Source organism: Acinetobacter sp. 22323, assembly GCF_052044895.1.
Taxonomy (GTDB): Bacteria; Pseudomonadota; Gammaproteobacteria; order Pseudomonadales; family Moraxellaceae; genus Acinetobacter; species Acinetobacter schindleri.
Genome location: NZ_JBQEOL010000005.1, coordinates 144,854 through 167,083, shown reverse-complemented (window position 1 = coordinate 167,083; position 22,230 = coordinate 144,854). Strand labels below are relative to the sequence as shown.

Genomic DNA, 22,230 nt, shown 5'->3' with positions numbered 1-22,230 from the left:
GGCAGAGTAAAACTTGAAGTGCGACATAAACCACCTAATTAATTTAAAGGGTTTATGGAGTATATAAAATTGTCATACCATCATCTTAACTTTGAAGATCGTACTGCATTAATGCTTGAGTCAAGAAAAGAAGGCTTTTCAGCCAGAAAATTTGCTGAACTCATTAAAAGACATCCTAGTACGATCTATCGTGAGCTTAAAAGAAATAGCATCAATGACGTTTATCAAGCTCGATATGCTTCTGATAACACCTTCGCTAGACGTAGACGTGGTCACAGAAAACTCAAAATCGATTCAATCCTCTGGAAATTTATTGTTGAAGCGATCCGTTGTTTATGGTCTCCTCAGCAAATAGCAAAGCGTTTAAAGACATTTCCTGATTTGGATCAAACAATGAATGTAAGCCATACAACGATTTATTCAACGATACGAGCATTACCAAAGGGTGAGTTGAAAAAAGACTTATTATCCTGTCTGCGTCATGAAAATAAAAAGCGAAAAGCTAACGGTGAACCTAAAAAAGATTCTATATTACAGGATATTAAAACTATTCATGAGCGCCCAGCCGAAGTTCAAGAAAGAAAAATACCGGGTCATTGGGAAGCTGATTTAATTAAAGGTAAAGACAATAAAAGTTCGATAGCAACACTTATTGAACGAAATACACGGCTCTGTATCTTGGCAACATTACCTGATGCAAAGGCAGAATCAGTGCGCAAGGCTTTAACTGAAGCTCTGAAATATTTACCTGCAGAACTGCGTAAAACGTTGACCTATGACCGTGGACGCGAGATGTCAGAACATAAAATACTCGAAGAAGATTTAGGCATAGATGTATATTTCTGTGACCCACATTCACCTTGGCAAAAAGGCACATGCGAAAATATGAATGGTTTAATTAGGCAATATTTACCTAAAGGGATTGATTTAAATCAGGCAGATCAGCATTATTTAAATCAAGTTGCCATGTCACTGAATACTCGTCCTAGAAAGGCGTTAGATTGGCTTACACCATTAGAGAAATTTGCTCAGCTTGTTGATTATCATATGGCTTTTGAAACTGTCGCACCTCATGTTTGAATTCGCCACTATTCCAACTTGATTAAAAAATAATTTATTTAATTTATTTGTTTTAAAATAAAAGTAATTTTTTAATATTTTAATTTTTATTAATAAATAATTTTTTTAATATTAAATAAAATGAATTAAATAAGTGCGTTTAATGCAATTAAATGCTATTAAAATGTGCATTTATATTTATAATAATTTCTGTAAAAATAAAAACCCCATTCTTAAAATGGGATTTTCTTCTAAAAAGGCTTATCTGCTTTGCCAGAATTGCTGTTGTAAACTGACCGTTTCAGCTTCAATCTCAGGTACTGGTCCAATCAAATCAATGTCCTTTTGTCCATGGCTAAAGATATAGTGTGAGCTGACACTCATCGTTGGGTTTTCCTGATGATTACCGGTACATTCAAGTAAATGTTCTTCCGAAATACCATAAACTACACGGCCTATATTAGCCCAATAGATGGTTCCAGCACACATACAGCAAGGTTCTACAGCCGTATAAAGCGTACATTGCCATAAATAGTCCGCTGGATAATTGGTCGCAGCAATACGGGCTAATGTTGATTCTGCATGATTGACCGTATCAATATTACATTGGGTGAGCAGCACCGTTTCATGATCTGGCGCCACCAGTACTGCTCCAAAAGGATGATGTCCCAGCTGGGTAGCACGCCGTCCCACGTCATTGGAAAGTCTTAAAAACTTTAATATCTGCTGATGATTTGGACAGCTCATTTATTTATACCAGAATAAATTTTAAATGATTGAATATTTAAATAGATTCTTTTCATTTTAAGAAAGTTTAATTTATTTAAATATAGCTCCTGCTTGTTAAATAAAAATCTAATGGTTATTTTAAACAATATAACGTTTACTTAATCCCCATTCTGCCAATATACGTCGATAAGTTGTTGATGAGCGATCTGCTTCAAAATGTGCTTCCATTGAAATATCCAATGGCAGCTCTTCCGGTTTTTGACTTTCTACCAGTTCCTGGTCTTCAGCAAAGATCTGTGCATTAAAATCATAAACTGCCTGCAAATCGCCAGTGGTATCAAAATTTCGGGTTAATGGTACAAACAGTCTGGTTTGGTTGTGTGACACTGGACAGCATGCATTCAGGATCTTAAGAATGCCTTCATTTGGAAAATGCACAGTTAATATCGCAGAAAATGGTGGATAGACATCAAACACGCGTTTCCATAAAAAGCCTTCAGGTGCCAGATGCTGCATGCCATGAGGATAATTGCTGACATTACTGACATATTCAGTATGCAGACCATAAGGCGTACGTTCGGTATTGTATTTCGGCACCACCGGATTATCACGATCAGCAAAAGCATTGTGATGTACCCAGGCAAAATGCGCTACATCAATAAAGCCTTCTAACTGACGACCACTCGAACCGGCAATATCCACAAATGGCGGTAAAATAGATTGATGTTCTGCGGTATCCCAGGTATCTAGTACCGGGAAATTGGCAGCACTTTCATTCCGACTAAACAGGCTGGTCCAGATCAGACCGTATTTTTCTACGACTGGAAATTTTGTGAGCGAGAAACGGTCTGAGATTTTAGTCAACTCGGGTTGCGCTGGGATTTTGATACATTTTCCCTGTTCGTTGTATTGCAGACCATGATAGGGACAGACAATATTTTCCCCAGAAACCCAGCCCTTGCTCAATGGTACACCACGATGCGGACAGATATCGCGTACCAGATGAATGACGCCGCTTTCAGTTTTATAAATTGCCAGTTTGACATCCAGCAAAGTCACTTGCTGTGGCTTTTCGTTCACGTCCTGAATACGTGCAACCGGATACCAATGATGCGCCAGAATCTCCCAATCCTGATCATCAAACTGGCTGTAGCATGGCTTGCTAAATACATTGATCATTGGAATAGCGTTCATATCAAACCTTTTTTCTGCAAAATCCTGAATGTTTTAATCCCCCTGAAACGCTGTTTGTGTTGGCTAGCGTTCCGGTTATTTACAATTGAAATTACTCGTTTTTTTACTTTTTCGTCTATTAGAATGTTTCGTATAAATCATTCTAAAAATTAGAACAGTACCTTGTAATACTTGATTGGCTTGGACCTTAGCTTCCTGCTTTGGCATAAAACTCGCATAAAGCTTTTATTGAATTTTAAGTACAGGTGAAACAGGCTTGAGTAAATTGATAAATACCCCGTTTTCACGCTTTTCTGATTACTTTATTGCAGTGGCGAAAAGTGGCAGTTTACGTAAGGCTGCAGATCAGTTGTTTATTTCGGTATCTGCGGTTCACAGGCAGATCGCCCTGGCTGAAGAAGAGCTAGGTATTGATCTGTTTGAACGTTTGCCAAACGGACTGAAGTTAACTTTAGCGGGTGAAATGCTATATGCCGATATTCTAAAATGGCAAAAGGAGTTTCAGCAGACCTGTATCCGCTTTGATGAAATTCAGGGACTCAAACGTGGCAGTATCGAATTTGGATTAATTTCTGCCTTGAGCGAAGGCTTTGTAATGCAGTCACTACAGCATATGTATGCGCAGTATCCTTGGATCAATTTCAATATACGTGTGGCAGACAGTGAAGTGATTGCCCGAAAAATTATCGATACCGAACTGGATTTCGGGCTGATTCTTAATCCCAAAGCCCATCATCAGCTGGAAGTACTGCATTTTCTGGAATTACCTTTGGGCTTTGTCATGTCCAAACAGCATCCCCTTGCTGAGGCTGAACGAATCTATTTTTCAGATACCTTGGATGACAATCATTTTATTGCAGCAGAGCCGCTAATCATTCATGACTATGTACAGGCCATGTACAAACATCACAAATTCATTCCGGCACGTAAAACGGAATCTAATGATATCCGCCTGATGAACAGCATGATCAAGGCCAATACCGGTATTGGCATCTTGAGTTATCTGGATGTCTTCCCGGAACTGCAACGCGATGAACTGATCTTTAAACTGATTACGGAAAAAGGTGTACGTCCTTTGACCATTGCCCTTTGCGTGGCACCAAAACGTCAGATTTCAAGAGCCTCCCAGCTGATGATCAAGCATATCATTGAACAGATGGAACAATTAAAAAGTCAGATTTCTCAGCAAGCAGCCTAATAAATGATTTGTGATGTCTACCTTTTCCGTAAAGACGCGTTAATTCTCAAAATATGCTCACATATAAAAGAGAATGATCTTCAAATGGTAAAGAGTGTTCTAATTTTCTCAATACCTCATACAGATTTCTCTAATTTCGGTGAATAGGCTGTTGATCTATATTCAATCGAATAACACCGATTTGAGGCAATCATGAATAGTAAAACCATCCTCACGTATCAGCCTGACTTACCTGTTCATATGACATTTTCAGAACATGACTGGCATCTGTTAGCGCAATACTGGTATCCGGTAGCCTTGGCACGCGAAGTCTCTGAACAGCCAATCGGGACCATGTTGCTGGATATGCCCTTGGTAATTTATAAAATCGGGGATGAAATTATTGTGGCGCGAGATACCTGTCCACATCGAGGGGTTGCTTTAAGTCTGGGAAAAAATGATGGACAAGGTGTGGTTTGTCCTTATCACGGTCTACGCTTTGGATCAGGTGGAAAATGTAATCGTATCCCGGCCCATCCGCAGCAAAAAATCTCTGAGCGTTTCAATCTAAAAACCTATGCCGCCGTAGAAAAATATGGTCTGATCTGGTGCTCACTGCTGGCAGATAAACAGGCTGAAGTAAATATTCCGCAAATGCCTTACTGGGATGAAGCAGATTACCAGCAACTGGTTTGCCCGAAAGTTGATATTCAGTGTTTTGCCGGTCGGCAGCTAGAAGGTTTCATTGATGTCGCACATTTTGCATGGGTACATCCAGATACTTTTGGCGATCCGGATAATTCAGAAGTGCCCGATTACCAAACCTATGAAACCGATGATGGTTTTGCTGCTGATTATATCAGTACCGTTGGACGCTATCCGATCGGGCTGGATCAGCGCGGTGCAAAAGACTTTAAATGGCTACGCCATTTTGAAATCAGTATACCCTTTACCGCTACCTTGACCATTCATTTTCCCAATGATGCCAAACAGGTCATTATGAATGCAGCTTCGCCTATGACAGCACGTACTACGCGGCTGTTTGCACCCATCTGCCGGAATTATGACAAAGACCTGCCAGTTGAAGATGCTTATGACTTTAACCTGAAAATTTTTGAAGAAGACCGGTTAATCGTCGAAAACCAGAAACCTGAATATCTGCCTTTGGACTTGTCTTTAGAAGCACATTTCCCGGCAGATCGCAGTTCCAGCATGTACCGGAAATTGCTGCGTAAGCATGGATTCAGTCCATTATTTGCGGCTTGAGTTGAAATAAAAGGCTCCGGTCTTGGCTGGATTATTTTCAAGCTTTCAGTTTGAACAGTGGATCAGAGTCTTTCTTGAATAACACATACTTTCAAAGAAATGGTAACAAGCGTTAATCATAATATGCCTCTCTTTTCTTGGAGAACCGTTCTAGCTGCTTTAGGAATCCTTCAAAATAATCTTTCTGTTTTTCTTCAGTGCGATAGCCTGCAAATAAAGTACGACGTAACCCTTCAGGTGCGACGCAATCCAGACGGCGTGAGCTTACCCAGCCTTTCTGCTCATATTCATTCACCACCCAGTCCGGTAGTGCTGCAATGCCGCGTCCACTTGCCACCAGCTGAATCAACATCTGGGTTAAATCAGTCGTCCGGATCTGCTTTGGTAAAATATTTGCGGGAATAAACAGGCGTGACATGATGTCCAGGCGATGTTTATCCACCGGGTAAGTCACCAGTGTTTCTTCTGCCAGTTGCTGTACGCTAATCTCTTTGGCACGTACCAATGGATGAGTATTAGAAAGTACCAAACGTGACTCATATTCAAAAATCGGAAAATACTCTATCCCTTTTAATGCGATCGGATCGGCGGTAATCAGTAAGTCAAACTCACCAGTTTGTAACAGCTCATGCGGATTGGCTTCAAAACCTGAGGCAAAGTCTAAATCTACATCTGGATATTGGATGCGATACTGATTGAGTAAAGGCATCAGCCAGTCAAAGCAGCTATGACATTCAGAGGAGAAAATAATACGTCCCGTCTGTCCATGGACAATACGAGTAATATCACTTTGGGCAATCTGTACCTGAGGCAATATTTCATCTGCCAGTTTAAGTAATCGCTGTCCAACATTGGAAAAGCTCACAGGCCGACTACGGCGATTTACGACTTCTACGCCAAACCATTGATCAATTTCACGCAATTGATGAGATAAGGCTGAAGGTGTAAGACACAAATCTCCTGCAGCGGCGACCAATGAACCATGTTCTCGTAAAGCAACTAAAGTTTTTAAATGACGAAGTTCTAACATGTCTTCCTGCAGAATTTTCATAAAGCATTTTCAATATGCTGATCATAAAGCATAAAATTTTTATCTGTTAGTTTTTTTCAGTTTTAAATAATAATAATGATATTTATTCAATTTGTATTTATAGCTACTAACATTCCCAAGAGATAATCCGACTTATATTTTAAAAGCTAATTTTGAAAACAAGAATGATTTGATGGTGAGGCTTTGCCTTCAGCAAATTCTGAATTTTATCCAGCCTTAGAGTAATACCATTCACCGGATCATTTTGAATCGCATCAACTGGTAATACACCCAGCAAGTCAACCAGACTCATCCATAATGGGATAAAGTTGGGATTAAGCTGCCGCCATTGAATAAAATATCACGGTAACCATCACCAATTGGTACCATTGGAAATGCGGCTTTTACGGCTGGATGCTGGGTAGACGCCCCTAGCAGGCTGGTAATATCTAGATAAGAAACACCATAGAGACCAATATTGCCATTTGACCATGACTGTTTGCTGGCCCAGTCAATAATTTCAAAACTGTCCTGCTGTTCAATGCCATCAAATGCCTGCCATCTCCCTTCTGAAGAACCGGTACCACGTATATCGGCAACTACTGTGGCATAACCACAGCGTACAAACTCAGGATTCGGGCCGCCTGCCATATCCGCAATCTGGCCTGCAAAGCCTGTATTGTAGGCTGTCTGGATTAAAATCACTGGATGAGGTTTAGTAAAATCAGGTTGTTTATTCTGATCAGCTGGCAAGGTAACACGAATTGCGATTTTGGTACCATCACGCATTTTAATCCACTGTACAGGCAAAGTGACCATATTGGGATAATCATAATCGCGAGTGTAATTGCTCTATTTTGCATCTGCATTTGTGAGTAATGGTCGTTGAACTTGACTTTCGAACTGTCGTGTTCCTAATTTAGTATTTTTTAATGTAATGGCAGGTTGTGTTATGCCTGTAGAGTCAGTAAAAGATTGTGGTTCTAGGTAACTTAAATCTGAAGTAACTTGCTGGGTGGGGGTGAAAGTTTTATTGACTACACCCACAGTCACTGCAACCACAGTGACCGTCGCTGCCATGGCAGCATAAAGTTTATTGAGCAGCTTCATTGCTTATATCCTAATTATTAGGATGATGCATTCCTCGATCAATGAGTCATGCATTTTTATCTATGTTCATAGTTTTTATTAAGTTTGATTTAACGAAATGATCTCCTTCTCTCTGTTTTTCTTTTTAGGTCACTTCTTAACACCGCATTTATAAACTGACAATGCTCCTTGTCTGTTATAAAAATTCTTATACAAAACTATGCTTATTCATATCTTGATAGATTTTAGAAATTTCTGATTGAGAAAAATTTTTATAGAAATGTGATTTTCAAGACATTTTTACAAGATATTGCAACGTTACAGTAGATAGGTGAAATGTATTATTCATTATAGGAATAAGCAGATCACAGATCTTGACATGTTATAAAAATAATCAATGCATCAAGAGACTGTAATTTATTACACCCTAACAATGAAAACTACAAATGCTGTTCTAGATTCTATTTATACCGAGATAGCGAAAAAGCTGGATCGGAGAGCTAAATATAATTCCTTACCCTGTATTTTATTTTTAGACATTGACGGTACACTTTCAGAATTTCATCCAAATCCTGAACAGAGTTTTATCCCCTCTTCTACCCTAAATAATATTGCACAAATCCAGCAATTTTTACCTTTATATCTGGTTACTGGACGTTCTATCGAGCAAGCACAACGACTGATTCAACCTTATCGCTGGAATATTATCGGATCACATGGCATAGAGCTGCTACAGCAAGACGGTATAGGTCAAAAACTAGTTTATATCAATCACAAAGAACTCGAACAACTCAAATCTAGTGTGCTTGAGCAGCAGCATAAATGGCAGCCGATCCGGGTAGAAAACAAAACCCATTCAGTTGCCCTGCATTTCCGTGAACATCCTGAATATGCAGATCAGGCAAAAGCCATTATTGATAATTATCTTAAACAATTTTCAAGTTTTGAATTAAAAAGCGGCAAATGTGTCTATGAACTGGTTCCCCACGGTTGCAATAAAGGTGCGGCAATCCAGCATATTTTAGAGGATCTTGAAGCTGAGCAGTTTTACCCCATTTTCATTGGGGACGATTTAACGGATGAAGCTGGTTTTCACATCATTAATGACTATGGAGGTATGTCAATCAAAGTTGGCCCAGGAGAAAGCGCAGCCAAAGCTCGTTTAGACGACGTGGCAGATGTCGGTTTTTTCTTACATGAATTTTTAACATCACTAAAAGCGTTAAAACAAGAAATGAAAGGAGAAAAAACGTGTCCCGACTCATTGTATTATCCAACCGTGTAACATTACCGAACCCGAATGCCACTCAGGCAGGTGGTCTTGCGGTTGCTCTGGAAGATGCCCTAAATGGTATAGGCGGCATCTGGATGGGATGGAATGGCAAAAAGACGGCGTATAGGCAGAATTCCTTTGACGTCCTGAAAGATCAGCAGATTGAATATCATACCTGTAGTTTCTCTGAAGCTGAATATCAGGGTTTTTACTGTGGTTTTGCGAATGGTGCACTATGGCCGCTAATGCATGACCAGAATCAATATATTGATTACTCAGATCAGGATTACCGGATCTATCAGGATGTTAATTTCAAGTTTGCCCGTCAGTTGCAGAAAATTATCCAACCGGGTGACATGATCTGGGTGCATGACTATCATTTCTTAAGTGTTGCACATTACTGCCGTCAGCTGGGCATGCGCAATCGTATCGGTTTCTTCCTGCATATTCCATTTCCAGAGACACAAAAATGGCAAGATCTAGCCTGCAGCCAGCATCTTGCAGCGCATCTGGCACAGTACGACCTGCTTGGCATGCAAACGCAGCAGGATCAGAGAAACTGTTATGATTTCCTGAAAACTACCCTATCTCTAACTGCACATACCAACAATATTCTGCGTAATGGACAGCGTCAGGTAGAAGTAAAAGCTTATCCGATCAGTGTGCATCCTACTGCAATCCAGCGTCGTGCGGGACAACTCACTCATACTGAACTGCCATTTGATTTCAGTTCATCACCTGATGTTAAACATATCATTTCAGTAGACCGAATTGACTATAGCAAGGGCTTATTACAGAAGGTGGATGCGCTGCGTCAATGTTTCCAGGAAACTCCTGAAATGTTGTCGAAGATACGCCAGTTTCAGATTGCCTGTCCTTGCAGACTGGAAGTTCCGACCTATGCCAATCTGTATCGGGATTTAAAACTAGGTGTCGATCAGCTAAATCAGGATTTCCCTCATACAGATCAACCGGTCTTTGACTGTCATTATGATGCTTTAGGCCATCATGCCTTGATGCGTTTATATCGCAAGTCGGAAATCTGCTGGGTCAATTCGGTACGTGATGGCATGAATCTGGTAGCGAAGGAATATATTGCTGCTCAAGATCCAGAAAATCCGGGCATTTTGATTCTGTCTAAATATGCGGGTGCTGCTGAGCAGATGCGTGAAGCTTTACTGGTTAATCCTTATGATAACAACAGCATGATCAAAGCCTTAAAGCTGGCAGTGAAAATGCCGAAGTCTGAACGTATTGCACGTTATCAGGCGCTATTTCAAGGCCTGATGGACTATGACATTGTGCATTGGCGTGATTGTTTCTTGAAAGATCTTAAACATGTAAGTAGCCAGTATATTTACCAGCCACTTAGCAAATCACCCTCTCACGATCTTTATTTACAGCATTAAATTGCTTTGATTTAAACAAAAAACACCAGCTTTATGCTGGTGTTTGTGTTTTTTCTGCTTCTGCCGCAGTTGCTGGAGCAGAAGTCAGCTGGTTTAGTACAGTAATGCTGATCAGGCCAACTGCAATGATAAAGAATACCTGGCTTAGACCCATGATCTCGCTTCCGAATCCCACCAATGCTGGCCCAAGCAAAGAACCGGTATAAGCAAATACAGAAACATAAGATAAAGCAATATGTTTTGGTAATTCAGTTTGACGTCCTGCACGTGAGAACATCAGCGGAACGATATTGGCGCTACCCAGACCCAGGATCGCATAACCAATCAAAGCCACATACCACACAGGTGCAAATACTACAGTCAGAAGACCCAAACCTGCCAAAGTGGCACTATACAGAATCGTGTTCTTTTCACCAAAGAATCGAATGATCAGATGGCCACTTAAACGTCCTGCAACCATTAAAGCAGCAAAGCAACTGTAAGCTAGACCAGCTTGAGATGCTTGAACTTTAAATTGAGTATTCAGGTAAATTCCACTCCAGTCCATCGCTGCGCCTTCAGACAGAAAAGCGATAAAACAGATCAATCCCATGCAAAGAATTGCAAATGTCGGACGTGGTTTATGGGCAACTTTCTGGGTAGTATCTTCAGATTCTGTTGCTTCAGGTGCAGCTTCTGCTTTTAGACAGAATGGCACAGCAAATACCATGATCAGTAAAATGCTCATACTGATCACCAGCACACTTAAAGGCAGTGCAAGACCAAATGCCAGCATACTGGTCATACCCAATACACCTGCCAAACCACCTAGGCTACATACGCCGTGGAACAGTGACATCATGCTTTTACGTTGCTGACTTTCCAGTTTAATTGCCTGAAGGTTAACCGATACGCCGAGTGCGCCAGCGCTAGCACCGAAGCAAAATAAAGCGGCTGCCAATAGCAATTTAGTCGGGCTAAATGCCAATGCAGGCAGAATTAAAACAAATGCGGCCAATACTGTAGCGATAACAGAACGACAGCCGTAACGATGTGCCATACGACCTGCCAATGGCATGGCGATCATTGAACCTACGCCCGCGGCAAGCAATAACACACCGAAATCTGAATGACTTAAATTCAGGCGCTGCTGCACCAGTGGAATCAACGGTGCCCAGGCAGCAGTACTAAAACCCAGAGCGAAAAAACATAGTGCAGTGGCAATACGTTGCCAATGACTACGTGGAAGCGCACGAAGAGAAGCAGGTAATAACGGAGCGTACATAGTAAGAACCAGTAAAAATTTCGGTGCGGTATCCCAAACCGTTGATCCATAGAAAAACCCCATGAACTTATACTTGAAATGTATTAGTTCACAGGGCTTAATTTGGATGAATTATAAGCAGTTTTATTTTAAATGGAATAGGTTTTAATCAAAAAAATCGGCCAAATTGTTAAGCCTATGATTCATTGAAAAATATAGTTTCAAAAACTTTCAAATAATTTTTCTCAGGCATTTTGTATTGGATTTGTTATCCTGATTTTGTCGTTCAATGCTCCATAAAAATTGTGAAAATCCTTCACGGACACGTGAAATCAGGCGACTGCTGGTCACCACTCTCAACTGGTTAGACCAGGTAATATGCATTCCCATTTTTTCTGCGCGTTTAACCAGATCTACATCTTCATGACATGGCATAGGTTTGAAGCCGCCAAGAACCTTATAACTCGATGCTTTAAAACAAAGGTTGGCCCCATGAATATGCCGATGCCCCATATAATCCTGATAATGGTGCAGATATTTTTTTTGGGTAGCTAAACTTAAGTGATCCCATTGCGCAATTTCAACGACTCCGCAAATCACATGTGTAGGCTGATGCAGCAGCATGGTCTTAAACCAGTCTGGATGTACTCTGGAATCTGCATCCGTACAGCAAATCCAGTCATAGCCTTGTTGGATCAAATGCTGTATACCGAGATCACGGGTTTTTCCTACACAACGATAATTACAACTTATAGCTAAAACATTATAAGTTTTTAACTTTTCTGCTGTAGTATCAGTACAGCTATCCATCACCACAAGAATTTGAATTTGTATGCCATGACTTTGAGGCATGTCCTGATAAAATTTTTGGCGTGCCCGTTCCAGTGCCTGCAGACAATATTCGATTTCTTCTTCTTCGTTACAGGCCGGAATGACGACACCAATTTTTTTCATAACAATCCTTCCTGTACGGCTATCGAATTTACATCATGTGTCCAGACATCCAGAAAAAAATCGGCATCCTGTAACTGTGTGTGGTGATAATAATGCAATCGCTGTTTTAAAATCTGATGAACCTGTTCTCCATTCAGACTAAAGCCTTCAATCGCATGTCGCCAGTGGCAGGCCACAATACAGCCTTGTGGACTGAGATGCGTATTCATCCATTCAACCAGTTGCAGCAGAATATTTTCTTCAAGGTAATATAGCATTTCGCTGGCAACAATCAGATCAAACTGCTGTGTTGGCAAATCCAGTGGCACAATCCCCTGCACCACTTTGACATGATCATGGATCAGGCGCTGATTCGCTAGCTGTATGGCGGTCGAATTGGCATCCATACACAGTAAAGCTTCGCATCGTTCAGCCAGCTCGGCGCTCAGTACCCCATTACTACAGCCAATTTCAATACCATTTTTAAATTTCGGATAAGGTAGTACAGCCAAGGTCATATCGCGTTTGCGCTTCTCATACCAGCGCTGTTCATACTGCCAGGGATCGCCATTATTTATGCGATACAGCTCGGCGAAGTAGTCATGATTATAGATGGCCTTCGTCATCAATATAGACCTCCCATGGCTGTAAAAGACGTGCTAATGCGCTGCCCGATACGATAGCAGCTTTACCTGTACTGGAGTCCGGTTCAAGCTGGCTTTTAAAACATTGCATGGCTTGTATTTTACGCGCTAACTGCTTTGCGTTGAGTTCAAGTCTAAGGGCTTTATGCCAGGGAATACGATTATCTCCAGGACTGGCCCAATGCCAGGTCCAGATCAGCACCTGTACACATTTTAAAGAATGCGTTGCTGCAAACTGTTTGCTTACCTGACCTGTAATCTCATGATCAGGATGGCCATCATGTTCAAAAGTGGTTACCAGAATATCATTTGCTTGCAAATACGGTTTTAAAGCAGCAACCAACTGGTCACGTTGTTGCGCTACTTCACCATCCTGGATATTCAGCGCAATACGCGGTATCGATTGTTTCAGATCGAGAACGCCTAAAGCATTTATTGTTTCCTGAGGTCGGATATGATCCAGCTGCTCTGGTGTATATAGTATCGAGTCGGGATGACTGGCTGTGCCATTGGTGACTGCAAACAGAACAATCTCATAACCCGCTGCATCCAGCTGCTGAATCAGTCCGCCACAGCCAAGAATTTCATCATCCGGATGTGGAGCAACAATACAAATGCGACTATTTAGGGGAAATATTTTACTCAGTTCAAGCGCTTTTAAATGATGGAGCTGCTGACTCTGCTGCCATTCTTCTAGCGCTGTTCCTTCACCCTGAATAATACGGTCTTCAACGATTGGATGTTTTAAAGTGCCCATGTCTGTTCATCCTCCATCGTCAGTTGACCAATACACTGCAAATCAAATGCAGCATGGCTTTGCCGGATAAATACGGGCAAATCTGCTACACAGCGGGCAAAATCCACCTGCTGGCAATATGGTGCTGCACCCAAGGCTTTACCACAAAGTTCCAGTACTGCCAGTGCAGTGTCTTCGACCTGGGCACGTAAAGCTCGAATTATCAATTCATGGTTATATCTAGGGTCGGCATCAATCAATTTAGCAGTTTCATGAAATAGTGCACGAGTTGCATACAGCTTGCTACTGACCTCACCCAGATACATTTCTCTAAATGGATTAGTTTTATGATGCATGGCATGTTTTAAATAACCAGCCAGTTTGAGTGTTGCACCAAACCAGCAGGCAGCGACGCCAGCCGCACCATGCCAAAATCCATGACGATCCAGATAATAGTTTGGCTTGCTAATGGTTTTGACTTTGACCTGATTGAAGCTGACCTCAGCCGTGCGTGTATATTGCATCCCTACAGCATGCCAGGCACTGGTATTGATCTGAATCCCATGCTGGGTCATATCTACCAGTAACAGTTGCGAGTGTTCTTCTTCATCCCGATAGGTCAATAAAGCCTGCTGTACCTGACCCGCGGCTGAACACCATGGTTTAATTCCGGAAAGCAGATCATCTTCCAGCTGCAAAGGTTTAGGACCACCCTCTGCCGCCCAGATAGCAGTCAATCCGACAATCTGCTCAGGATCAGCATGTAGTTCATGCAGTATCGCCAGTACATCCAGATGCGATTCATATAGCTTGGCCAGACTCAAGTCTATGGCAGAAACCTGACTCAGGATTTGCCAGCGTTTTAAGGTCTGTCCTTCACCCGGGTATGGCACCTCCAGACTGTGTGGAATCAGCTGATGTAAAGCGTGATCAATCCGCTGCTCAGGATCAGTCGAAGAAGAATTAAATTCTACTTTTAATTGTTCGACCAGCTGTTTGAGGTACATTCATCTTCCTCATTAAATATCATTAAGATTCTTTTATCGGGTTTTTAAAGATGAATAGCAAAGTGAGTATTTGACTATTCATTATGTAAATCACTGTTTATGAATTAATTTATGCCCAGTATTGGCGCAAAATACTGTAGCTTTTTGTCAGGAATTTGTCTGATTTGTAAATCTTAGATATTTAAAGCCATCAAAAAACCGCCTATCTTGAGGCGGTTTTTTGATGCAGCTATCTATGGATTACTGCTGGGCTACAAACTTGGCACGTGCTGCATGCAGTTTTTTATAGCTATCAATCAGGCGTAAATGACGATCCAGACCTTCAAGCTTCATACTGGTTTCAGTCAGGCCATAGAAACGAACTGTGCCCTCAACTGAACCCATCACCGCATCCATACGTTCATCACCAAACATACGGCGGAAGTTGTGCTCATAATCTTCCAGTTCCATGTCATCATCCAGCATGACTTCCAGAACGACATTCATGCACTGGTAGAACAGGCCACGTTCAACGGTATTGGTATTAAACTGCAGGAACTGCTCAACCAGATCTTTGGCTTCTTCAAATTGCTGCAAAGCCACATAAATCAGAAGTTTCAGTTCAAGAATAGTGAGCTGGCCCCATTCAGTATTTTCATCGAACTCGATACCGATCAAGGTTTTGATCTCGGTATAGTCATCCTCATCTGCTTCTTCCAGACGCTCAACCAATGCTTGCAGTTGTTCATCATCCAGTCGATGCAGATTCAGGATATCTTCACGATATAACAAAGCCTTGTTGGTATTGTCCCAAACCAGATCTTCTACCAGATAGATTTCCGAATAGCCCGGTACCAGAATACGGCAAGCGGTGGCACCCAAATGCTGATACACCGCTATATAAACTTCATGGCCCATGTCTTCAAGAATCGTGAATAATTCCTGAGCTTCATCCGCATTCGAGTTTTGACCATTATTGGTGAAATCCCACTCGACAAAATCATAATCTGATTTCGCGCTGAAGAAACGCCAAGACACTACACCACTAGAATCAATAAAGTGCTCAACAAAGTTATTCGGTTCAGTTACTGCATTGCTGCTAAAGGTTGGCTTTGGCAGATCATTCAGACCTTCAAAACTACGGCCTTGTAACAATTCAGTCAGACTGCGCTCTAATGCCACTTCAAAGTTAGGATGGGCACCAAATGAGGCAAATACACCGCCGGTACGTGGGTTCATCAGGGTGACACACATCACCGGGAACTGACCGCCTAGTGAGGCGTCTTTAACCAGCACCGGGAAACCTTGCTCTTCTAAGCCTTTAATGCCTTCGACAATTTTTGGATATTTTGCCAGAACCTGTTCAGGCACATCTGGAAGTGCGAGTTCACCTTCCAGAATTTCACGTTTTACCGCACGCTCAAAAATTTCAGACAGACATTGCACTTGTGCTTCCGCCAAGGTATTGCCGGCGCTCATACCATTACTGAGGTACAAGTTTTCGATCAGATTCGACGGGAAATAAACCGTTTCACCATCAGACTGACGTACAAATGGCAATGAACAGATGCCACGTGCAGTATTACCGGAGTTGGTGTCATACAGATGGGTACCCAATAACTCATCTTCAGGATCATAAATTTCACGGGTATGTTCATCTAAAACTTCTGCAGGCAGTTCGCCATTTGGACCCGGCTGAAACCATTTTTCATCTGGATAATGCACAAATTCTGCATTGGCAATATCTTCACCCCAGAACTGATCATTATAGAAGAAGTTGCAGTTCAGACGTTCAATAAATTCACCCAAGGCAGATGCCAGCGCACTTTCTTTGGTTGAACCTTTACCATTGGTAAAACACATTGGCGACTGCGCATCACGGATATGTAGCGACCACACATTCGGCACGATATTACGCCAAGAGGCAATTTCAATCTTCATGCCAAGTCCTGCCAGAATTGCAGACATATTGGCAATCGTTTCTTCTAGCGGAAGGTCTTTACCCGGAATAAAAGTACTATTTTCGGATGCCAGACTTGGAATTAACAAGGCCTGAGCATCGGCATCAATGCTTTCCACTTCTTCAATAACAAATTCAGGACCGGTTTGAATTACTTTTTTGACGGTACAACGGTCGATCGAACGTAAAATCCCTTGGCGGTCTTTTTCAGAAATATCAGCCGGCAGTTCCACCTGAATTTTAAAAATCTGTTTATAGCGGTTTTCAGGATCAACAATATTGTTTTGCGAAAGGCGGATATTATCGGTTGGAATGTCACGTGCTGCGCAATAGACTTTGACAAAATAAGCCGCACAAAGTGCTGATGACGCCAGAAAATAATCGAATGGACCGGGTGCCGAACCATCGCCTTTATAGCGGATCGGCTGATCGGCAATCACCGTGAAGTCATCGAACTTGGCTTCCTGGCGTAGATTATCGAGATAATTGACCTTAATTTCCATGTGGATACCTAAATATTCTTATGTGCCGTCACGGACAGATAAGATGCTGAATCTGAATATACAAGCCGGTTCACGGAGGAGAACTTGAATGAAAAATAGAAAATGGTCAGGTTATGCCATTTGACTAAGTGTCTGGATAACGCTGCCGAGAATGGCCGCTATTATAGAATTATTTTATGAAATTGATAATGTTTGTCTGAAATTCTGGCAGATTAAACTAGGCCCTCAGTCTTTCCTGAGCTACAGGAGCATGAATCTACTTCAAGTCATGAATTATATGATCAATCAAGGTTGCGGATGAGGCAGATTTTCACCTGCCTAGTCTGAATGATTTCATAATTTTAAAAATCATAACTCAGTGCAACTACTGCAAGATTACGCTGCTTGTCATCATAACGGTCATAACCGCCAAAGATATATTCACCAGACACACTCAACTGCGGTAAAAGCGTATAACTAAGTCCGGCAGAAGCATAACGAAAGGCAACCTGCTTTTCGGTATCGCCCAGTTCACCACCCTCATATTTGCCTTCATCGTTAAAATAGCTCCCTGCTGCCGTAACGCTGGCATTCAGACGATCATTTAACTGGTGGCTCAGATTCAGCGTATAAAAGGTATCGCCCTGATTGGCATAAGCCACATCATACAGATAGGTCGATACGCTGGCGCCGATACTGGTCTGATCATTCAATGCACGACTTACATTTAAGCCCAACTCATTTCCAGTGGTGTTCTCACCGCCCGGATAATAATAGGTAGCATTCCATAAATCCCAGTCATAGTTTTCGCTGCTATGGGTATAACCCAGCAAAAAATCATGCTCGAATTTGTCTGAACGATGTCCCGAACGTCCCTGCACTTCTGCATAAGAGTATCCAAGCGTAGATCCCCAATATCCGACATAAAAATTGCCATAAGCCAGATTCAATGCTGCCTGCACAGCAAGGTCGTCATTTTCAGGTGCATTGGTTAAACCACGGGAGACGTACTTGGAGACCACACTCAAGTTTCCGCTTGCTTCTATTTTTTTTACTTCCGCATCATCGGCATAACAGTAAAGACTTGAAACAGCAGCACAGCCAAACAGCACTGCTTTATATAACATTTTCATAAAATATAAATTGTATTAAGCACAGGCTAAATAAGACCTAAACCGGTGACGGCCTTATAAAGCTTGAGGTAAAGTAAATTTTGCTTTATTCCTGTTTGCATTCGGCAACAGAAAATTAAGCTATGAGTTAAGCGTGAGATGCCTTGTAGAAAGGTGCAGATGAAGGCGTAAGAGCAGGCTTGCCACGAATATGATCTGCCAGTTTTTCAGCGATCATAATTGTAGTTGCATTGAGGTTACCGGTAATGATCAAAGGCATGATCGAGGCGTCAATCACACGCAGACCCTGCATTTCATGTACGCGTCCATAACCATCGACAACCGCCATGTCATCCTCACCCATTTTACAGCTACACGATGGATGATACGCGGTTTCTGCATGATTACGAACAAATTCATCAATTTCAGCATCTGTTTGTAGATGTTTTCCCGGACTGATTTCTTCACCGCGATAAGGATCAAGTGCCGGCTGCTGCATAATTTCCCGGGTGATCCGGATCGCATCGCGGAACTCGCGCCAGTCCTGTTCCGTACTCATATAGTTAAACAGAATACTTGGATGCTCAAACGGGTCTTTGGATTTCAGACGGACACGGCCACGCGACGGCGAACGCATTGAACCAACATGAGCTTGAAAACCATGCTCATGAATGGCATTGGTGCCATTGTAGTTAATCGCAATCGGTAAAAAGTGATACTGAATATTCGGCCATTCAAATTCATCTGAAGAGCGGATAAAACCACCTGCTTCAAACTGATTGCTCGCGCCAATGCCCTTACCCAAAAATAACCATTCTGCCCCAATCATCGGCTGGTTATACCATTTCAAAGCCGGATATAAGCTCACCGGTTTTTTGCACTGATATTGCAAGTACATTTCCAGATGGTCTTGCAGGTTTTCACCCACTCCCGGTAAATCCTGAACTACAGGAATATCCAGACTTTTTAACAGTTCAGCCGAACCCACACCAGAACGTTGCAGGATTTGCGGTGATGCAATTGCACCAGCACAAAGTAGCACTTCACGATCGGCAAACACCTGAATCGGCTGCAAGGTATTTTGCCCCTCAAAATATTCCACACCAATCGCCTGATTACGATTAAACAGAATACGGTTGGTCATAGCGTGGGTAATAATCGTGAGATTATCCCGACCTTTGGCCATATCGAGATAACCACGTGCTGTACTGGAACGACGGCCTTGCGGCGTCACAGTTCGATCCATCGGACCGAAGCCTTCCTGTTGGTAACCGTTCAGATCATCGGTACGTGGATAACCGGCCTGTACACCCGCTTCGATCATGGCATGAAACAGTTCATTATTGCCCTGTTTAGGCGTTGCCACCGAAACCGGTCCAGAATCGCCATGATAATCATTGCCACCAATATCACGGCTTTCCGCTTTTTTATAATATGGCAGACATTCGGCATAGCTCCAGTGTTCAAGCCCCTTCAGGCTGGCCCACTGTTCCAGATCCATGGCATTACCGCGAATGTAGCACATGCCGTTAATTAACGAAGAACCACCCAAGCCTTTACCACGACCGCATTCCATCCGACGGTTATTCATATGTGGTTCGGGGTCGGTCAGGTAGGCCCAGTTATAGCGTCGTCCCTGTAATGGATAAGCCAAAGCGGCTGGCATCTGGGTTCTAAAATCCAGCCGATGATCCGGACCACCCGCTTCCAGCAACAAGACTTTGATCTCTGGATCTTCCGTTAAACGCGCTGCCAATACATTACCCGCAGAACCTGCACCAATAATAATATAGTCGTAATTCATTCATCCTCCCCTTATGCGTTAAACACGGATTGGAAAGGACTCAATTCCACCTGAACTGATTTGGTCTGGGTATATTGCTGTAGTGTGACAATACCGTTTTCGCGACCGACACCCGAATGTTTAAAGCCACCCACTGGCATTTCTGCTGGAGATTCACCCCAGGTATTGATCCAGCAAATACCGGCTTCGATTTGATGAATAATACGATACGCACGTGCCAGATTTAGTGTCACGACACCAGCGGCCAGACCATACTCGGTGTCATTGGCGCGACAAATAGCCTCTTCTTCTGAGTCATAACTCAAAATACTCATGACTGGACCAAAGATTTCTTCACGGACAATCGTCATGTCGTCACGGCAATCGGTAAATACCGTGGGTAGCACATAAGCGCCTTGGGCAAATTGCTCATCTTCGGCACGGCCACCACCACAAAGTAAACGAGCGCCTTCTTTTTTGCCCTGTTCGATATAATCCAGCACTTTTTCCATATGAGAGAAGCTGGACACTGGACCAAAATTGGTGTCAGGATCAAGTGGATCCCCCATACGGATATAAGGAATGCGCTGCAGAATCTTTTCTTCGAATTCTGCTTTTAAGGCTAAAGGTACAAATACGCGGGTACCATTGGTACAGACCTGACCGGAACTGTAGAAGTTGGCCATCATGGCTATATCTGCTGCCAGATCCAGATCGGCATCTTCGCAGATAATCAGCGGGGATTTTCCACCGAGTTCCATGGTGACTTCTTTCAGACTGGAATTCGCAGCTTGGGCCATGACTTTTTTGCCGGTGGCAACACCACCAGTAAATGAAACTTTAGCTATGTCCGGATGTGAGGTCAGATAAGCACCAATTTCACCGCCACCTGTCACCACATTAAAGACACCATGCGGAACACCGGCTTCGGTATAAATTTCTGCCAGTTTTAACGCAGTTAAAGGTGTTACTTCACTGGCTTTAAAGATCATGGCATTGCCTGCTGCCAGTGCAGGAGCCGATTTCCATAAGGCAATTTGAATCGGGTAATTCCATGCACCAATTCCGGCCACCACACCCAGAGGTTCACGACGGGTATAAATAAATGATGTTTCTCGTAGTGGAATTTGCTGGCCTTCGAGTGCTGGCAAAATACCCGCATAATATTCGAGCACATCAGCGCCCGTTGCAATATCGACAGTTGAGGTTTCACTAAAAGCCTTACCACTGTCGAGAGTTTCTAAACGTGCCAGCTCGTCATTGCGTTCACGAAGAATAGCGACAGCCTTGTTTAAGATACGGGAACGTTGAATCGCCGTCATTTCTGCCCAGACTTTCTGGCCTTGCTGAGCGGATTTTACCGCACGGTCGATATCGTCTTTGCTGCAAATCTGGACTTCTGCCAGAACTTCGCCGGTCGCCGGATTAATTGTTTCAAATGTGCTGTTGGATGTAGCATCGACAAATTGTCCGTGGATATAAGGACGTTGCAGATTAAAGTGTATCAATGGGATTCCCTCGCAGTTGAGTCATTCTTGAGTTGCTGTCGGATATATTCACTACAAAGTTCTATCGGCATTTCAGGGTCAAGTTCTTCATTGATCAGTGCACCCCTTAACCAGAAGCCATCAATCAGCGCAGCCAGTCCTTGAGCGGCTTTTTCAGCTTGTGCCTTAGGCAGCACTTTCATGAATTCATGCTTGATATTGGAATGCAGGCGGTAATGGTTGACCTGCTGTAAACGGTGTAAATCAGGTTGATGCAGACTGCTGGCCCAAAATGCCAGCCATACTTTCATGGCCGCTTTATCTGTTTGTGGGGCAGCAAAGTTGCCTCGCACAATGGCCAGTAAACGTTGTTCAGGTGTGCTATCCACTTGGGACTGCATTTCTGCAACAGACTTACCTAACTGCTGCAATAAATAACGCATCGTTGCTTCAATGAGCCCATTTTTACCGCCAAAATAATGACTTATGATGCCGGTTGATACTCCGGCGCGCTGGGCAATCTGACTGATTGAGCTTTCAGCAAAACCCAATTCATTCACGGCAGCTAAGGTGGCATCGATTAATTGCTGGCGACGGATCGGCTGCATACCAACTTTTGGCATAGGACTAACCTGAAT

Annotated in this window: 20 protein-coding genes; 5 read left to right on the top strand and 15 right to left on the bottom strand. The window is 42.7% G+C overall.

All coding sequences use genetic code 11. The features are described from left to right. Positions 1–54: 54 nt before the first annotated feature. Positions 55–1,080: an IS30-like element ISAba125 family transposase gene (locus tag ACTJIX_RS05325; RefSeq protein WP_004994718.1), complete on the top strand. Its 1,026-nt coding sequence runs from the start codon at positions 55–57 to the stop codon at positions 1,078–1,080. A 240-nt stretch (positions 1,081–1,320) separates the two neighbouring features. On the opposite strand, the gene ACTJIX_RS05320 is transcribed toward ACTJIX_RS05325, so the two are convergent. Beyond that, the gene (locus ACTJIX_RS05320; protein ID WP_314295803.1) at positions 1,321–1,806 is read right to left on the bottom strand and encodes a nucleoside deaminase; all 486 of its coding nucleotides are present in this window, start codon (positions 1,804–1,806) and stop codon (positions 1,321–1,323) included. Between the two features lie 120 nt (positions 1,807–1,926). Further along, positions 1,927–2,982, bottom strand: a complete 1,056-nt coding sequence (locus ACTJIX_RS05315; protein WP_005222075.1) for an aromatic ring-hydroxylating oxygenase subunit alpha — start codon at positions 2,980–2,982, stop codon at positions 1,927–1,929. Positions 2,983–3,250: 268 nt separating this feature from the next. On the opposite strand from ACTJIX_RS05315, the gene ACTJIX_RS05310 reads away from it, so the two are divergent. Continuing rightward, positions 3,251–4,180 carry a LysR family transcriptional regulator gene (locus ACTJIX_RS05310; protein WP_034434237.1) on the top strand — a complete coding sequence of 310 codons (930 nt, stop codon included), beginning with the start codon at positions 3,251–3,253 and terminating at the stop codon, positions 4,178–4,180. A gap of 192 nt (positions 4,181–4,372) precedes the next feature. Further along, complete coding sequence (locus tag ACTJIX_RS05305) at positions 4,373–5,425, top strand: Rieske 2Fe-2S domain-containing protein (protein ID WP_314295802.1); 1,053 nt, start codon at positions 4,373–4,375, stop codon at positions 5,423–5,425. 112 nt (positions 5,426–5,537) lie between these two features. Here ACTJIX_RS05305 and ACTJIX_RS05300 read toward each other — a convergent pair whose 3' ends face one another. From ACTJIX_RS05300 to ACTJIX_RS05290, 3 genes are all read right to left on the bottom strand, one after another. Then, positions 5,538–6,455 (bottom strand): LysR family transcriptional regulator, encoded by a 918-nt coding sequence (locus ACTJIX_RS05300; RefSeq protein ID WP_004894786.1) that lies wholly within the window; start codon positions 6,453–6,455, stop codon positions 5,538–5,540. 309 nt (positions 6,456–6,764) lie between these two features. Next, on the bottom strand, positions 6,765–7,274 hold the full coding sequence (locus ACTJIX_RS05295) for a CocE/NonD family hydrolase (RefSeq protein ID WP_314295801.1): 510 nt from the start codon (positions 7,272–7,274) through the stop codon (positions 6,765–6,767). 33 nt (positions 7,275–7,307) lie between these two features. Then, complete coding sequence (locus tag ACTJIX_RS05290) at positions 7,308–7,565, bottom strand: hypothetical protein (protein ID WP_314295800.1); 258 nt, start codon at positions 7,563–7,565, stop codon at positions 7,308–7,310. 376 nt (positions 7,566–7,941) lie between these two features. Between ACTJIX_RS05290 and otsB the strand changes: the two genes are divergently transcribed. Both otsB and ACTJIX_RS05280 read left to right on the top strand, forming a co-directional pair. Next, positions 7,942–8,829: a trehalose-phosphatase gene (gene otsB, locus ACTJIX_RS05285; RefSeq protein WP_314295799.1), complete on the top strand. Its 888-nt coding sequence runs from the start codon at positions 7,942–7,944 to the stop codon at positions 8,827–8,829. Beyond that, positions 8,796–10,226: a trehalose-6-phosphate synthase gene (locus ACTJIX_RS05280; RefSeq protein WP_440611245.1), complete on the top strand. Its 1,431-nt coding sequence runs from the start codon at positions 8,796–8,798 to the stop codon at positions 10,224–10,226. The genes otsB and ACTJIX_RS05280 overlap by 34 nt, the downstream gene beginning before the upstream one ends. Positions 10,227–10,257: 31 nt before the next feature. On the opposite strand, the gene ACTJIX_RS05275 is transcribed toward ACTJIX_RS05280, so the two are convergent. The 10 genes from ACTJIX_RS05275 to betI form a co-directional block, all read right to left on the bottom strand. Beyond that, positions 10,258–11,490 carry an MFS transporter gene (locus ACTJIX_RS05275; protein ID WP_314295797.1) on the bottom strand — a complete coding sequence of 411 codons (1,233 nt, stop codon included), beginning with the start codon at positions 11,488–11,490 and terminating at the stop codon, positions 10,258–10,260. A 210-nt stretch (positions 11,491–11,700) separates the two neighbouring features. Continuing rightward, entirely contained in the window at positions 11,701–12,423 is a 723-nt protein-coding gene (locus ACTJIX_RS05270) for a glycosyltransferase (RefSeq protein ID WP_314295796.1), read from the bottom strand. Further along, complete coding sequence (locus tag ACTJIX_RS05265; RefSeq protein ID WP_314295794.1) at positions 12,420–13,028, bottom strand: class I SAM-dependent DNA methyltransferase; 609 nt, start codon at positions 13,026–13,028, stop codon at positions 12,420–12,422. Before ACTJIX_RS05265 ends, ACTJIX_RS05270 begins: the two co-directional genes overlap by 4 nt. Continuing rightward, positions 13,009–13,803 (bottom strand): PIG-L deacetylase family protein, encoded by a 795-nt coding sequence (locus ACTJIX_RS05260; protein ID WP_314295793.1) that lies wholly within the window; start codon positions 13,801–13,803, stop codon positions 13,009–13,011. The genes ACTJIX_RS05265 and ACTJIX_RS05260 overlap by 20 nt, the downstream gene beginning before the upstream one ends. Then, on the bottom strand, positions 13,791–14,789 hold the full coding sequence (locus tag ACTJIX_RS05255; RefSeq protein ID WP_103799999.1) for an acyl-CoA dehydrogenase: 999 nt from the start codon (positions 14,787–14,789) through the stop codon (positions 13,791–13,793). The genes ACTJIX_RS05260 and ACTJIX_RS05255 overlap by 13 nt, the downstream gene beginning before the upstream one ends. A gap of 240 nt (positions 14,790–15,029) precedes the next feature. After that, positions 15,030–17,231: an OsmC domain/YcaO domain-containing protein gene (locus ACTJIX_RS05250; protein WP_314295792.1), complete on the bottom strand. Its 2,202-nt coding sequence runs from the start codon at positions 17,229–17,231 to the stop codon at positions 15,030–15,032. Positions 17,232–17,572: 341 nt separating this feature from the next. After that, positions 17,573–18,343 (bottom strand): hypothetical protein, encoded by a 771-nt coding sequence (locus ACTJIX_RS05245; protein ID WP_103800001.1) that lies wholly within the window; start codon positions 18,341–18,343, stop codon positions 17,573–17,575. Positions 18,344–18,470: 127 nt separating this feature from the next. Beyond that, the gene (gene betA / locus ACTJIX_RS05240) at positions 18,471–20,126 is read right to left on the bottom strand and encodes a choline dehydrogenase (protein WP_004894819.1); all 1,656 of its coding nucleotides are present in this window, start codon (positions 20,124–20,126) and stop codon (positions 18,471–18,473) included. An 11-nt stretch (positions 20,127–20,137) separates the two neighbouring features. Further along, positions 20,138–21,613, bottom strand: a complete 1,476-nt coding sequence (betB, locus tag ACTJIX_RS05235; RefSeq protein ID WP_440611244.1) for a betaine-aldehyde dehydrogenase — start codon at positions 21,611–21,613, stop codon at positions 20,138–20,140. Next, a complete protein-coding gene (betI, locus tag ACTJIX_RS05230) occupies positions 21,610–22,215 on the bottom strand; it encodes a transcriptional regulator BetI (RefSeq protein WP_314295791.1) in 606 nt (201 codons plus the stop codon). Before betI ends, betB begins: the two co-directional genes overlap by 4 nt. Positions 22,216–22,230 lie beyond the last annotated feature (15 nt).